Annotated in this window: 14 protein-coding genes; 11 read left to right on the top strand and 3 right to left on the bottom strand. The window is 53.6% G+C overall.

Annotated elements, in window-relative coordinates; genetic code table 11:
• Window positions 1-10: 10 nt before the first annotated feature.
• Window positions 11-1297, top strand: coding sequence for an MFS transporter (locus IBT47_RS07245; protein ID WP_200559949.1), 1287 nt, complete (start codon window positions 11-13; stop codon window positions 1295-1297).
• Between the two features lie 76 nt (window positions 1298-1373).
• Here the strand turns inward: IBT47_RS07245 and clcA are convergent, their stop codons facing one another.
• Window positions 1374-2708 (bottom strand): H(+)/Cl(-) exchange transporter ClcA, encoded by a 1335-nt coding sequence (gene clcA / locus IBT47_RS07240; protein WP_200560058.1) that lies wholly within the window; start codon window positions 2706-2708, stop codon window positions 1374-1376.
• A gap of 137 nt (window positions 2709-2845) precedes the next feature.
• Complete coding sequence (rpiB, locus tag IBT47_RS07235) at window positions 2846-3295, bottom strand: bifunctional allose-6-phosphate isomerase/ribose-5-phosphate isomerase RpiB (protein ID WP_200559948.1); 450 nt, start codon at window positions 3293-3295, stop codon at window positions 2846-2848.
• A gap of 349 nt (window positions 3296-3644) precedes the next feature.
• Between rpiB and alsR the strand changes: the two genes are divergently transcribed.
• The 10 genes from alsR to IBT47_RS07185 all read left to right on the top strand — a co-directional run bounded on the left by alsR (window position 3645) and on the right by IBT47_RS07185 (window position 14585).
• Entirely contained in the window at window positions 3645-4535 is an 891-nt protein-coding gene (gene alsR / locus IBT47_RS07230; RefSeq protein ID WP_105590914.1) for a D-allose utilization transcriptional regulator AlsR, read from the top strand.
• Between the two features lie 61 nt (window positions 4536-4596).
• Window positions 4597-5532 (top strand): D-allose transporter substrate-binding protein, encoded by a 936-nt coding sequence (gene alsB, locus IBT47_RS07225; RefSeq protein ID WP_105590915.1) that lies wholly within the window; start codon window positions 4597-4599, stop codon window positions 5530-5532.
• A gap of 26 nt (window positions 5533-5558) precedes the next feature.
• Window positions 5559-7091 carry a D-allose ABC transporter ATP-binding protein AlsA gene (alsA, locus tag IBT47_RS07220; RefSeq protein ID WP_200559947.1) on the top strand — a complete coding sequence of 511 codons (1533 nt, stop codon included), beginning with the start codon at window positions 5559-5561 and terminating at the stop codon, window positions 7089-7091.
• Window positions 7070-8050, top strand: coding sequence for a D-allose ABC transporter permease (alsC, locus tag IBT47_RS07215; RefSeq protein ID WP_105590917.1), 981 nt, complete (start codon window positions 7070-7072; stop codon window positions 8048-8050). The genes alsA and alsC overlap by 22 nt, the downstream gene beginning before the upstream one ends.
• A gap of 10 nt (window positions 8051-8060) precedes the next feature.
• Entirely contained in the window at window positions 8061-8756 is a 696-nt protein-coding gene (gene alsE, locus IBT47_RS07210; RefSeq protein ID WP_105590918.1) for a D-allulose 6-phosphate 3-epimerase, read from the top strand.
• The gene (gene alsK / locus IBT47_RS07205) at window positions 8740-9675 is read left to right on the top strand and encodes an allose kinase (protein ID WP_200559946.1); all 936 of its coding nucleotides are present in this window, start codon (window positions 8740-8742) and stop codon (window positions 9673-9675) included. The genes alsE and alsK overlap by 17 nt, the downstream gene beginning before the upstream one ends.
• Before the next feature lie 158 nt (window positions 9676-9833).
• On the top strand, window positions 9834-10667 hold the full coding sequence (locus IBT47_RS07200) for an MBL fold metallo-hydrolase (RefSeq protein WP_200559945.1): 834 nt from the start codon (window positions 9834-9836) through the stop codon (window positions 10665-10667).
• Window positions 10668-11903: an MFS transporter gene (locus IBT47_RS07195; RefSeq protein WP_200559943.1), complete on the top strand. Its 1236-nt coding sequence runs from the start codon at window positions 10668-10670 to the stop codon at window positions 11901-11903.
• An 813-nt stretch (window positions 11904-12716) separates the two neighbouring features.
• Window positions 12717-14114 (top strand): sugar porter family MFS transporter, encoded by a 1398-nt coding sequence (locus IBT47_RS07190; RefSeq protein ID WP_200559942.1) that lies wholly within the window; start codon window positions 12717-12719, stop codon window positions 14112-14114.
• A 39-nt stretch (window positions 14115-14153) separates the two neighbouring features.
• Complete coding sequence (locus IBT47_RS07185; protein ID WP_105590923.1) at window positions 14154-14585, top strand: PTS sugar transporter subunit IIA; 432 nt, start codon at window positions 14154-14156, stop codon at window positions 14583-14585.
• 44 nt (window positions 14586-14629) lie between these two features.
• Here the strand turns inward: IBT47_RS07185 and IBT47_RS07180 are convergent, their stop codons facing one another.
• Entirely contained in the window at window positions 14630-14788 is a 159-nt protein-coding gene (locus IBT47_RS07180; RefSeq protein WP_172606527.1) for a hypothetical protein, read from the bottom strand.
• Between the last annotated feature and the right edge of the window lie 143 nt (window positions 14789-14931).

Raw genomic sequence — 14931 nt, 5'->3', positions numbered from 1 at the left:
AGGTGAACCTATGAACATCGGTACTCTGAACCCTGCTGAGAAAAAGAATTTTATTTCGTTCTTCCTCTTCTTTTTCTTTTACTACTTTATTATGTCCGCCTACTTTCCGTTCTTTCCGGTCTGGCTGGCGGACGTCAATCATCTGACCAAAACCGAAACCGGCATTGTCTTCTCCTGCGTGGCGTTCTTCGGCATTCTGTTCCAGTTTCTCTTCGGCTATATCACCGACAAGCTGGGGTTACGTAAACACCTGCTGTGGGTGATTGTTGCCGGGCTGGTCTGCTTCGCGCCGTTCTTCCTGCTGGTGTTTAAACCGCTGCTGGCGGAAAGCATTTACCTCGGCGGCGTGGTGGGCGGGATCTATCTGGGGTTCGTTTTTTCCGGCGGGTCCGGCGCGGTGGATGCCTATATTGAAAAGGTCAGCCGCGCCAATAATTTCGAATACGGTAAAGTACGCACCTCCGGTTGTATTGGTTGGGCGGTGTGCGCCTCATTAACCGGTATGCTGATGGGGGTTAACCCGGACATCATCTTCTGGATCTCCTCCGGCTTTGCGCTGATCCTGGCGGTGCTGCTGGTCATTACCCGCCCCGAGCCGGAATCAAAAGAGAAAATTATCGAGGTCACCGGTAAAAAAGGCGACATCTCCATTCCTGTTGCGTTCAGCCTGTTTAAGTTGCCGAGTTTCTGGGCCTTTTTAATCTACGTGCTGGGCGTGGCCAGTATCTATGATGTCTTCGACCAGCAATTCGCTAACTTCTTTAAAAGCTTCTTTGCCGATCCGCAGCGTGGCAATCAGGTGTTTGGCTTTGTCACCACCGGCGGCGAGCTGCTGAACGCCTGCATCATGTTTATCGCGCCGTTTGTTGTGTGGAAGGTGGGGGCAAAAAAGGTACTGCTGCTGGCCGGGACGATAATGACTATTCGTATTCTTGGTTCTTCCATCGCCACCACGCCGGTCGAAGTGGTGCTGTTGAAAACACTGCATATGTTTGAGATGCCATTCCTGTATATCGGCACCTTTAAATACATTAACAAAGTCTTCGATCCACGCCTTTCTGCGACTATTTATCTGGTCGGATTTAACGTGGCAAAACACGTTTCGGCGATATTTCTTTCCTCATACGTCGGGCAGATGTACGACACGATGGGCTTCCATAAGGCCTACCTGTTCCTTGGTTGCATCACCCTGAGCTTTACTGTGCTCTCTTTCTTCTTGTTGAAAGGAACCCCGCCGGAAGCGAGGACGGCAAAAGAGGAAACCGCCACCCGCGATCCGCAGCATTCTTCACCTTAACGCGAGTGCAAAATGACACCGGGGCCATTATGCCGACGGTGTCATTATTACTGCTGGTATAACAATAAATTAGCCGCTATTTCACTTCCACCTGCTGTCCACCCTGCCGCGCCAGCGTGCGAGCGAGGATCGTTGAGTAGAGCGGCTGGCCGCCGAGGAACTGCGCCACCAGCGTGGCACCGAGGCAGGTGATAATCATCGGCAGAATCAGCTGATAGTTATTGGTCATCTCCAGCACCAGCACAATCCCGGTCAGCGGCGCGCGCACCGATGCGGCGAACAGCGCGCCCATTCCGGCGATGGCGAACGTAGCGGGCTGGAGCGCATACAGTGGGAAAAACTGCGACATCGCCAGGCCGAAAGCGGTCCCCAATACCGTTCCCAGGGCCAGCATCGGGGCGAAAATCCCGCCGGGCGCGCCGGAGGAAAAGCACAGCAGGGTGGTCAGCAGGCGCAGAACAAAAATCAGCAGCAGCATCTGTAACGAGAACGTACCCGAAGCAGCCTCGGGGATCAGCAGGTTACCGCCGCCGACGATGGCCGGAAACAGCAGCGTCATCACGCCGCAGGCACCGCCGAGGATCGCCCCGGTGACCACCACTCGCCAGATCCGGCGCTGATAAATCCGCGCGTAGAGATCCTGCATCACGAAAATCAGTTTGTTAAACAGCACTCCTACCGCGCCGAACAGCACGCCAAGCAGCAGATACAGCCACAGCGTCGGCACGGGTGCATCCGTCAGCTGGCCGACATCAATAATAGGCCGACTGCCGTTAAACAGCTGGAAGACGATGCTGGCCATAATCACGCCGATAAACACCGCCTTAATCGAAATCAGGTTGTAGCGGAACTGCGGGCGCATCTCTTCCAGGATAAACAGAATCCCGGCCAGCGGTGCGTTAAACGCTGCGGATAAGCCCGCAGCGGCACCGGTGGCCAGCAGCGAGTGGCGGGCTTCGCCGCTTTTCAGCCGGAACAGGTCAAACACCATGCGGCCAATATTGCCACCCAGCTGTACGGTTGGCCCCTCACGGCCCAGCACCATTCCAGCACCCAGCGTGCCCAGCCCGCCGAAAAATTTCACCGGGATCACCCGCCACCAGCGAACCGGGCGCAGTTCTTCCAGCGCACCTTCGATCTCCGGAATACCTGAACCACCGGCTTCCGGAGCGAACCGCCGGACTAGGCAGTATCCCACCGCCGCCAGCGCTGCCGAAACGGCGAAGGCACACAGGTACAGCTGCCAGCCCGGCAGCACGTCGGCGGTCAGGTTGACGGCGCGCCAGCGCTGAATCGCCTCTACGGTTCTGGCGAAAATTACCCCCACCAGACCGACCAGCGTGCCGACCACGGCGGCGGAAATCAGCACGGCGACCGGCGTTTTATCCCGATTGAGTAAGGCCCGAAACATCCGGTAGCGGGCGGGAGGCGACTGCGGCACATTGACGACGGAAGCGGGTTCGTGGCTCATGGTATGGGCAAGGTTGCTGAAAGATGCCCGGAATTCTAGACCCACATCCCGTGCGATACAAAGGTTACGCCCGGAACTTAATCAACCCGCTGTTCCAGTGCCGCAATCGCTTCCACGCGAGTTTGATGGCGCCCCCCTTCAAACTCCGCGTCCAGCCAGGCATCAACAATCATCTTTGCCAGCTCCAGTCCGACGACCCGCGAGCCGAATGCCAGCACGTTGGTGTCATTATGCTGGCGCGACAGCCGGGCGGAGTAAGGTTCGCTACACACTACCGCCCGAATGCCGGGGAATTTGTTGGCGGTAATCGAAATCCCCACCCCCGTCCCGCAAATCAGCAGCCCGGCCTGCGCCTCGCCGTCAATAATCCCCTGCGCCACGGCGCTGGCAAAGTGCGGGTAGTCGGTGCGTTCTGCACCCCAGGTTCCTTTATCGATAACCTCAATGCCTCGGCTTTGCAGGTGGGCAATAATGTCTTCTTTCAGGATAAAGCCAACGTGATCGCAGCCAAAAACGATCTTTTTCATACCTTTCCTCCTTACATGTTTACTTCACGGTTTGTTTGGATTTGTGATTAATTGCGTCTTTGTGCGCAAAATTAGAGCAATAAAATCCCGTTTCGGCTCTGTTCTACACCGACGGTTCAGCCATTTCAACAGCGATCTAGTGAGTGGTTGGCATTAATGTTTCCGCTATCAATACGGCCTTTATCGCTAACGTTATGAATTTTATCGTTAAGATGTGATTACAAAAACGTGTTACTTCACGAAAGATAAAACTTTATGAATTTGGAAATATTGTGAAGTTGTTAGCATATTTCAAGCCGCGACTGTGGTGTTATAGTGTCGTCATCATTCATCAGGACAGAAGAGCGCGATGAGCCAGTCTGAATTTGAAAAAGAGCTTCCCCAGGGCATTGGGCTTGCCCCCTGGCTGAGGATGAAGCAGGAAGGCATGACCGACAATGAAAGCCGCATTGTTGACTGGCTGCTGCAGCCGGGCAATTTAAGCGATGCACCGGCGATCAAAGACGTGGCGGAGGCGCTAACGGTATCGGAAGCGATGATCGTCAAAGTGGCGAAGCTGCTGGGCTTTAGCGGTTTCCGCAACCTGCGCGCGGCGCTGATCGATTACTTTTCGCAATCGGAGCAGGTGCTTCCCGCCGAGCTGGCGTTTGATGAAGCGCCGCAGGACGTCGTCAACAAGGTGTTTAACATCACCCTGCGCACCATTATGGAGGGGCAGTCAATCGTCAACGTTGACGAAATCCACCGCGCGGCACGCTTCTTCTATCAGGCGAAGCAGCGTGATTTGTACGGCGTCGGCGGGTCGAACGCCATCTGTGCCGATATCCAGCACAAGTTTTTACGCATCGGCGTGCGCTGCCAGGCCTATCAGGACGCACACATTATGATGATGTCCGCCTCGCTGCTGAAAGAGGGCGACGTGGTGCTGGTGGTTTCCCATTCCGGGCGCACCAACGATTTGAAATCCGCCGTGGAGCTGGCAAAAAAGAACGGGGCGAAAATCATCTGCATTACGCACAGCTATCATTCCCCGATTGCCAAGCTGGCGGATTATATTATTTGCTCACCCGCACCGGAAACGCCGCTATTAGGGCGCAACGCTTCCGCGCGGATATTACAGCTTACCTTACTGGATGCGTTATTTGTTTCCGTCGCGCAGCAGAATATTGAACAGGCAACACTGAATATGCAAAAGACCGGCGCAATTGTGGATTTCTTTTCCCCCGGCGCGCTGAAGTAATAATATAAGCCCGTTCCGCAAGGAAACGGGCAACCCGTACCCCTACAATGAGACTCTTTCCATGAATAAATATCTGAAATTGTTCAGCGGCTGCGCTATGGGCTTAATGTTATCCGCTAATGTATTTGCCGCCGCAGACTATGCGGTCATATTAAAAACGCTATCGAATCCTTTTTGGGTTGATATGAAAAAAGGCATTGAGGAGGAAGCAAAAACGCTGGGCGTTAGCGTGGATATATTTGCATCAGCCTCGGAAGGGGATTTTCAATCGCAGCTCCAGCTGTTTGAAGATTTAAGTAATAAAAAATATAAGGGCATTGCCTTTGCACCGCTCTCCTCGGTGAATCTGGTGATGCCTGTCGCTCGCGCCTGGCAGAAAGGAATTTATCTGGTGAATATCGACGAAAAGATCGATATGGATAACCTGAAGAAAGCGGGCGGTAATGTGGAAGGTTTTGTTACTACCGACAATACGGCGGTGGGAGCCAAAGGGGCGGCCTTTATTATTGATAAGCTCGGCGCGGAAGGCGGAGAGGTGGCCATCATTGAAGGTAAGGCGGGTAACGCCTCCGGCGAGTCGCGCCGTAGCGGAGCTACCGATGCGTTCAAAAAGGTTCCACAGATCAAGCTGGTTGCCAGCCAGCCCGCCGACTGGGACCGCATTAAGGCGCTGGATGTGGCGACTAACGTATTGCAGCGCAACCCTGGCCTGAAGGCCTTCTACTGCGCCAATGACACGATGGCGATGGGCGTGGCGCAGGCGGTGGCGAATGCGGGCAAAACCGGTAAGGTACTGGTGGTCGGCACTGACGGCATCCCGGAAGCACGCAAAATGGTGGAGGCCGGGTTGATGACCGCCACCGTGGCGCAAAATCCGGCGGATATTGGCGCAACCGGGCTGAAGCTGATGGTGGATGCCGCTAAATCCGGCAAAGTCATCGCACTGGATAAAACGCCCGAATTTAAGCTGGTGGATTCCATTCTGGTAACGAAATAACCGTTATTTAATAAAAGGTCAGTGCTATGGTTGCGCCATATATATCGATGGCGGGGATCGGCAAATCCTTTGGTCCGGTTCACGCATTAAAATCCGTTGACTTAACGATATATCCTCACGAAATACATGCGCTGTTAGGGGAAAACGGCGCAGGTAAATCCACGCTGATGAAAGTACTGTCGGGAATACATGCGCCGACAAAAGGCACCATTACGATTAATGAAATAGATTACGACAAGCTCGATCATAAAATGGCGGCGAAGCTGGGTATCGGTATTATTTACCAGGAGCTGAGCGTTATTGATGAATTAACCGTGCTGGAGAATCTTTATATTGGCCGCCACCTGACCAAAAAAGTGTGCGGCGTAAATATCGTCGACTGGAAAGAGATGCGCGTTCGGGCGGCGATGATGCTGCTGCGTATCGGTTTAAAAGTCGATTTAGAAGAAAAGGTGGCAAACCTGTCCATCAGCCATAAACAGATGCTGGAAATTGCCAAAACCCTAATGCTCGATGCCAGGGTCATCATTATGGATGAGCCCACCTCTTCACTGACCAATAAAGAGGTGGATTACCTGTTCCTGATTATGAATCAGCTGCGCAAAGAGGGCACGGCGATCGTCTATATCTCCCACAAGTTGGCGGAGATCCGGCGGATTTGCGATCGCTATACGGTGATGAAAGACGGCAGCAGTGTCTGTTCTGGCCGGGTCAGCGAGGTCAGCAACGACGACATCGTGCATCTGATGGTGGGGCGCGAGCTGCAAAACCGCTTCAACCGGATGAAAGAGAGCACCGGCAACGTCGAACGGGACACGGTGTTTGAGGTGAAAAACGTCACCAGCCGCGACCGCAAGAAAGTGCGGGATATCTCTTTTAGCGTCAGCCGCGGTGAAATCCTCGGCTTTGCCGGGCTGGTGGGGTCCGGCCGCACCGAGCTGATGGACTGCCTGTTTGGCGTGGATAAGCGCAGCAGTGGCGAAATTCGCCTCAACGGCAGGGACATTTCGCCGCGATCGCCGCTGGACGCGGTGAAAAAGGGCATGGCCTACATCACCGAAAGCCGCCGGGATAACGGTTTTTTCCCCAACTTCTCCATCGCGCAGAACATGGCCATCAGCCACAGCCTGAAGTCCGGCGGTTTTAAGGGGGCAATGGGGCTGTTTCGCGAAGCGGAGGAGCGCACCGTGGCGGAAGCACAGCGCCAGCTGCTGGCGCTGAAGTGCCACTCGGTGGCGCAGAACATCACCGAGCTTTCCGGCGGCAATCAGCAGAAGGTACTGATCTCCAAGTGGCTGTGCTGCAATCCGGAGGTGATCATTTTTGACGAGCCCACGCGCGGCATCGATGTCGGCGCTAAGGCAGAAATCTACAAGGTGATGCGCGGGCTTGCCGACGAAGGCAAGGTCATCCTGATGGTGTCATCCGAGCTTCCTGAAATTATCGCCGTCTGCGACCGCATCGCCGTGTTCTGCGAAGGGCGGCTGACGCAAATTCTGACCAATCGCGACAACCTGAGCGAAGAGGAGATTATGGCATGGGCATTACCACAAGAGTGAAGGGCGATCTGGCAGAGAAAAAGCCGTTCAACTTCGCGCAGTTCTGGGACAAGTACGGCACCTTCTTTATTCTGGCGATTATCGTCGCCATCTTTGGCACGCTGTCGACGGAATATTTCCTGACCGCCAACAATATCACGCAGATCTTCGTGCAAAGTTCGGTGACGGTGCTGATCGGCATGGGTGAGTTCTTCGCGATCCTGGTGGCGGGGATCGACCTCTCGGTTGGGGCGATCCTTGCGCTCTCCGGCATGGTCACCGCCAAGCTGATGCTGGCGGGCGTCGATCCGGTACTGGCGGCGCTGATTGGCGGCGTACTGGTCGGCGGCGCACTGGGGGCGATCAACGGCTGCCTGGTTAACTGGACGGGGCTGCACCCGTTTATCATCACCCTCGGCACCAACGCTATTTTCCGCGGCATTACGCTGGTGATTTCCGACGCCAACTCGGTCTACGGCTTCTCCTTCGACTTCGTTAACTTCTTCGCCGCCAGCGTGCTGGGCATTCCCGTCCCGGTGATCTTCTCGCTGATTGTTGCCGTGCTGCTGTGGTTCCTGACCACCCGTATGCGGCTGGGGCGCAATATCTATGCCCTTGGCGGTAACAAGAACTCGGCGTTCTACTCCGGCATCGACGTCAAGTTTCACATTCTGGTGGTGTTTATTATCTCCGGCGTTTGTGCGGGGCTGGCGGGTGTGGTTTCTACCGCCCGTCTGGGCGCCGCCGAACCGCTGGCCGGTATGGGGTTTGAAACTTACGCCATCGCCAGCGCCATTATCGGCGGCACCAGCTTCTTCGGCGGTAAGGGGCGCATCTTCTCCGTGGTTATCGGCGGCCTGATCATCGGCACCATCAACAACGGGCTCAATATCCTGCAGGTACAAACCTATTACCAACTGGTGGTGATGGGCGGGCTGATTATTGCCGCCGTTGCCCTCGACAGACTGATTAGCAAGTAAGGAACGAACGATGAAAATCTCTCCCTCCCTGATGTGTATGGACCTGCTGAAATTTAAAGAGCAGATCGAGTTTATTGACCAGCACGCCGACTATTTTCATATCGACATTATGGACGGCCATTTTGTGCCGAACCTGACGCTGTCGCCGTTCTTCGTTGCTCAGGTGAAAAAGCTGGCAACCCGGCCGCTGGACTGCCACCTGATGGTTACCCGTCCGCAGGACTACATCAGCCAGCTGGCGCAGGCGGGGGCGGACTTTATTACCCTGCATCCGGAAACGCTGAACGGGCAGGCGTTCCGGCTGATCGATGAAGTTCGCCGCCTTGGCATGAAGGTGGGGCTGATCCTCAACCCGGAAACGCCAGTGGAAGCGATGAAATACTATCTGCACAAGGCCGATAAAATCACCGTAATGACCGTCGACCCTGGCTTTGCCGGTCAGCCGTTTATCCCGGAAATGCTGGAGAAAATCACCGAGCTGAAAAATCTGCGCGAGCGCGAAGGGCTGCACTATGAAATTGAAATCGACGGCTCCTGTAACCAGAACACTTATAAGAAGCTGATGGCGGCGGGTGCCGACGTGTTTATCGTTGGCAGCTCCGGCCTGTTCAACCATGCCGAGAATATTGACGACGCCTGGCTCGAAATGGCCAGCCAGATCCTGGCGGCGAAAAAAGAGGTTAAGCCACATGCATATACGGCCTGATGTGGTCGCCGGTGTGGATATGGGGGCGACTCATATCCGCTTCTGCCTGATGGATGCCGACGGGGCGGTGCTGCACTGTGAAAAACGGCGCACCTCGGAAGTGATTTCCTCCGGTGTGGCCGCAGGCGTTGCCGAACTGCTTCAGCGCCAACTCACTTTGCTGGAGGCGCGCTGCCGCGGCCTGGTGATGGGCTTTCCGGCGCTGGTGGGTAAGGACAAACGAACCATTATTTCCACGCCCAACCTGCCGCTGGCCGCCGATGAACTGCTTAATCTGGCCGAAAAGCTGGAGGTGAAGCTGAGCTGCCCGGTGGAGTTTGCCCGCGATGTGAACCTGCAGCTCTCCTTTGACGTGGCGCAAAACGGCCTGACGCAGCAGCAGGTGTTGGCGGCCTATCTCGGCACCGGCATGGGTTTTGCCATATGGCTGAACGGCGCACCCTGCACCGGCGCGCACGGCGTAGCGGGGGAGCTGGGGCATATTCCGCTGGGGGATATGGCGCTGCGCTGCGCCTGCGGCAATCCGGGCTGCCTGGAAACCGTCTGCTCCGGCATTGCGTTGCAGCACTGGTATGAACGGCAGCCGCGCGATTATCCCATGGGTGAGATTTTTATCCGCGCCGCCGATGACCCCTTTGTGCAGCAGCTGATTGCCCATGCGGCGCGGGCGATTGCTACTGGCATTAACCTGTTCGATCCGGATGCGGTGATCCTCGGCGGTGGGGTGATGGATATGGTCAACTTCCCCCGCACTGCGCTGATCGGGCAGATAAAGCAGCACCTGCGCCGCCCGCTGCCGTATCAGGCTGTGCAGTTTATCTCCGCGTCGTCCTCGGACTTCAACGGTGCGCAGGGCGCTGCCACCCTGGCGTGCGGGCGTTTTGTCCAGCAGGTTCAGCACTCAACCGCTTTAAATTAGCTTATCTTGCACCAGGTCAATAATGCCTGAGGTAGCGATTGTCCCGTTTGTGTTTCGTTTTATATTACCGACGCGTTCCCAGGCTTACTGATGTTCATCTGCTTAAGGGAGAATTCCGGAACGACGAATCAGTTTTCACTGAATAAAAGGGATATAACATGAAGATACACTTCCTGGGATCGGCCGCGTCTGAAGGCATTCCCAATCCGTTCTGCCGCTGCAATCACTGCCAGCAGGCGAGACGCCTTAAAGGCAAAGATATCCGCACCCGTTCCTCCGCCATCATTGATGACGTCATGCTGATTGATGTGGCGCCCGAGTTCAGCCAGCAGCTGCTGCGCGACGGGCTGGATGCGAACGGCATCACCGATCTGCTGTTCACCCACACCCATCCCGACCACTTTAACGTTGGCGATCTGTTCAGCCGCATGGAGGGCTACGGATTTGAGCTGGACCATCCGCTGGCGGTGTTCGGTAACGACCGGGCGATTAACGGCTGTGCGGCGGTGCTGCCCGGCTTTACCAAACAGCGTTTTGAGTTCAACTGCCTGCCGCCGTTTGTCACCGTCGAAAGCCACGGCTATCGGTTAACCCCGCTGCTGGCAAACCATGCCAAATGGGAGCTGTGCTACGTCTGGCTGATTGAAAAAGAGGGTAAAACGCTGTTCTACGGCCACGATTCTGGCTGGTTCCCGGAACATACCTGGCAATGGCTGGCGGGTAAGTCGCTGGATCTGGTGGTGCTGGAATGCACTTACGGCTTTAACGGCAACGACCGCAGCGATAACCATATGAGTCTGGAAACGGTGTTCGCCGCTCAGCAGAAGCTGCGCGATATGCACTGCCTGCACGACGCCAGCCAGATGGTGGTTTCCCATATTTCCCACAGCGGCGGTCTGATGCACGAGGAGCTGGTGGCCGCCTGCCGCGAAAAAAACATAACCGTCGCTTACGACGGACTGATCGTCGAACTCAATCACGGAAGAGCGTAAATGGATTTAAATAAAACCCCCCGGCTGCTGATCATGATGTTTGTGCAGTACTTTATGCAGGGGGCATGGAACATGACCATGGGACTGGTTCTGAGCACTTACGGCATGGCGACGATTATCGGTTCATCGTATGCGCTGCTGGGCCTGGCGACCATCCTGTCGCCGCTGTTTATCGGCATGGTGGCAGACCGTTTTTTTGCCTCGCAGAAGGTGATGGCGATTTTGCATCTGATTAACGCCGCCGTGCTGCTGTGCGTGCCGCAGTTTATTGAGGCGCACAACACCGGTATGACTCTGCTGCTGATCTTCCTGGTAGGGTTGCTGTTTTATCCCACCACCGCGCTGGCGAACAGCATTAGCTTCAGCCATATCGACGGCGTGAAGTCCTTTCCGGTGATCCGCGTGCTCGGCACCTTCGGTTTTATGGCAGTGGGTTTTATCATCGGCCAGATGGGCTATTCCGGCGATATCACCACGTGGTACATCGCGTCGGCAACCGGGGTGCTGCTGGGGCTCTACTGCTTTACTCTGCCGGACACGCCGCCGAAGGCCAAAGGTCGTGCACTGACTCTGCGCGATCTGCTGTGCCTGGATGCGCTGGCGCTGTTCAAGGACCGTAACTTTTCCATCCTGATGCTCAGCATCTTTGTACTGATGGTGCCGAAAACCGCCTACTCGGCTTACATTCCGGTGTTCCTCAAGGCGCTGGGCTTTGATAACGCCGCTTCAATGATGCAGGTTGGCATCGCCTGCGAAGTGATCTTTATGTTCCTGCTGTCGTATTTCCTGCTGAAGGCGGGCTTCAAGGTGACGCTGATGATGGGGGCGGTGTGCTGGATTGTGCGCTCGCTGCTGTTCTCCCACGCGGCAATCGACGCCAGTATGATGTTTGTATTGATCGGTCTGATGCTACAGGGCTTCTGCTGGGATTTTTTCTTTACCGTCGGCGATATCTATGTGGACCGTAAAGCACCTTCCGAGATTCGCGCGCAGGCGCAGGGGCTGCGGTTTATCGTTTCCAATGGTTTTGGCCTGCTTTTCGCGTCGACCCTGTGCGGGCAGATCTTTAACAGCACGGTGACCGGGGAGGGTGCGGAAGCGCTGCCGCAGTGGGAAAGCTTCTGGATCTACCCGGCGATTGTCGCGGCGGTGGTTTCCCTGTTCTTCTTTATCTTCTTCAGGGACGATTTGTCGCAGCGGAAAACCGCAGCGCCGCTGAAATCCACCAATTCTTAACGCTCTCCGCCCCACCGACCTGCGGAACGCATTTCTGCAGGCCGGCCCGATCCTCTAACCGTTTTTCGCGAAAACCTGCATCTTCTTGCTATTTTCATGGCGCTATACTACGTGGAATTTTTTTTCTAAAACTTGGATTTTTTGAAATGAAATGCTTGTTAATGATGAAATTCTATGAAGCGGTTACCCGTAACGGTTTCAATAATATCCCCTTTGGTTATTGGTTTTGGTAAAAAAAACATGGTTAATCATGCAGTAATGGCGATTTCGTGTAATGAAATGTAAAGTCGAAAAATTGAATATTAATGAAACTAAAAGGTCATTTTGTGATTTAGGTAGAATTTTGGTTTCGATTTGAATGCTATGTTATCAGCAGGTAAAAAACGGAAGAGTGATGAATCTTGCTGAGATGATGAAATGGGGTCACCAACGCGTCTGACGCGATTGAGGCAGAAAGGAACCTGAATCGTTGTTGCGGACCTTCCCTGGGGGAAGCATACAGTCGAAGACCAAAACGGTCTGGATGGCGGTATGAGCTGACGTGGGTGAAATATATTATCTCATCATGACCGTTAATAGATTGTGCGAAAAATTTAAGGTTTAAATTGAATAAGTAAAATGTATCAGGGGGAGTAACACTAAGTTTTATTATCGTGCCAGGTTGGTTATTTCGTATTTTTTAATTATTAAATAGAACCCTTTACCCTGCTTAAAAACGCCAGGAAAAATTTCATTTCCTCATAAATGAGGCGGTGAGGTATTACTTTATTAAATTTCCGGGGTTTGCGAGTCATTTAATGAAAGGATATGTATATGTCTTTATTGATGAATCTTAATACGCAACAACGAAAACGATTACATCAGATAACATTAGTAGCAACGTTCGGCGGCCTGCTGTTTGGCTATGATACCGGTGTTATTAATGGTGCCTTTTCTTCATTAAAAGAAAACATGGCTCTGACGCCGGACACCGAAGGTCTGGTGATGAGCGTCCTGCTGATTGGTGCTGCACTCGGCAGTGTCGGTGGCGGTAAGCTGGCTGACTTCTTCGGCCGCAGAAAGTACCTGATTTATCTCTCCTTTGTCTTCTTTATTGGCGCAATCTTATCTGCCGCTGCCCCGAACGTCACCAGCCTGCTTATTGCCCGATTTATCCTCGGTTTCGCCGTAGGGGGAGCCTCGGTAACCGCCCCAACCTTTATTTCGGAAGTCGCCCCAACGGAAATGCGCGGTAGGCTAACCGGGCTGAATGAAGTCGCGATTGTTATTGGCCAGCTGGCCGCCTTTGCGGTGAACGCGGTAATCGGCCTTATCTGGGGGCATTTGCCGGAGGTCTGGCGCTATATGCTGCTGGTACAGGCGCTGCCGTCCATTTTCCTGTTAATCGGTATGTGGCGTGCACCGGAAAGTCCGCGCTGGTTAATCAGTAAAAACCGCCGGGAAGAAGCGCTGGCGATTTTAAAACAGATCCGTCCTGAAGCACGCGCGGTGCAGGAGTACCAGGACATCATCACCTTAATTGAGATTGAAAAAGAGAAGAAGCTGCACTCGCAAAGCGCCACCTCGGTGATCTTCAGCACGCCGTGGATCATGAAACTGATTCTGGTGGGTATTGCCTGGGCCGCCCTGCAGCAAACCACCGGCGTTAACGTCATTATGTATTACGGCACGGAAATCCTGAAAACCGCCGGCTTCTCCGAAAAAATGTCGCTGATCTGTAACGTACTGAACGGTGTCTTCTCCGTTGGCGGTATGATCTTTGGCGTAATGTATCTGGTTGACCGCTTCAAACGTAAGACGCTGATCGTCTACGGTTTTGCGCTGATGGCAACGCTGCACCTGATTATTGCCGGTGCCGACTACTTCCTGGTCGGAGATATGAAAGCCACCGTTATCTGGCTGCTGGGGGCGATCTTCGTTGGCGTCATGCAGGGCACCATGGGCTTCCTGACCTGGGTGGTACTGGCTGAACTGTTCCCGCTGAAAGTTCGCGGCCTGTCGATGGGTATTTCAGTCTTCTTTATGTGGGTGATGAACGCGATCGTCAGCTACCTGTTCCCGGTACTGCAGGCAAAACTGGGTCTGGGTCCTGTCTTCCTGATCTTCGCCGTTATTAACTATCTGGCCATTCTGTTCGTCGTCAAGGCACTTCCTGAAACCTCCAACAAATCGCTGGAGCAGCTGGAAGAAGAACTGTCTGCCGGAAACTGATAGCGTGATAGTGTGGATTCAATAAAAAGGAGGCGGACTATGATTGATATTATTACCGTTGAAAACCTGCATCTTGGACGGCAGGCAAAAAACAAAGCCGAAGTGTTAGAGATGGTCGGCAAAGAGTTTAAGGCTAAAGGGTATGTAAGCCAGGACTGCGTGGCTTTTCTGAATGAAAGGGAGCACCAGGTTTCGACTTTCCTCGGCAACGGCATCACCCTGCCGCATTTACCGAAGTCGGAAAATCATATCATCGTGAAAACCGGCATTGAGATTTTCCAGTTCCCGGATGGCGTGATCTGGGATCGGAATAACGTCATGTTTATTGCAATTGGCGTAATAGCCAAAGAAAAAGAGCACATCGATGTCCTGCGTGATGTGGCCTCAATCTTTAGCGATGAAATTATCTCAAATGCACTGTCATTAATTTCCAGTGAAAAAGATTTCCTGAGAATTCTTAACCGGAAATAATATCCTCACCCATAGGTACGAGTGTATCTATGGGTTTTCTTCCCTCAGCTCATGCCAATACCAATTAACGTATTCACCAGCCCTGCGGTCATCAGTACCACACCGGGTACCAGGAAGTTGAGATCTTTCTTGCTGTAAAATTGCGTCATTAAACCCAGCCCGACCGCAAACATCGGCAGGGAAATGATGGAAAATGTTGACATGCTGACTCCTTTCTCTATTGAGAATAATCCTATACTGACTTTGCTGAAATGCCACCCCAGTTAAAAAATAATTATCATTTATCATGAGGTGTTTCATTTTTTATCAATGGGTTAGTGGTGAAATTTTTTTTATTATTTCCATA

The sequence above is a fragment of the Erwinia sp. S43 genome (assembly GCF_016624745.1).
Taxonomy (GTDB): Bacteria; Pseudomonadota; Gammaproteobacteria; order Enterobacterales; family Enterobacteriaceae; genus Erwinia; species Erwinia coffeiphila.
Note: the sequence above shows the minus strand (reverse complement) of the source record. Positions and strands in the feature narration are given on the sequence as shown.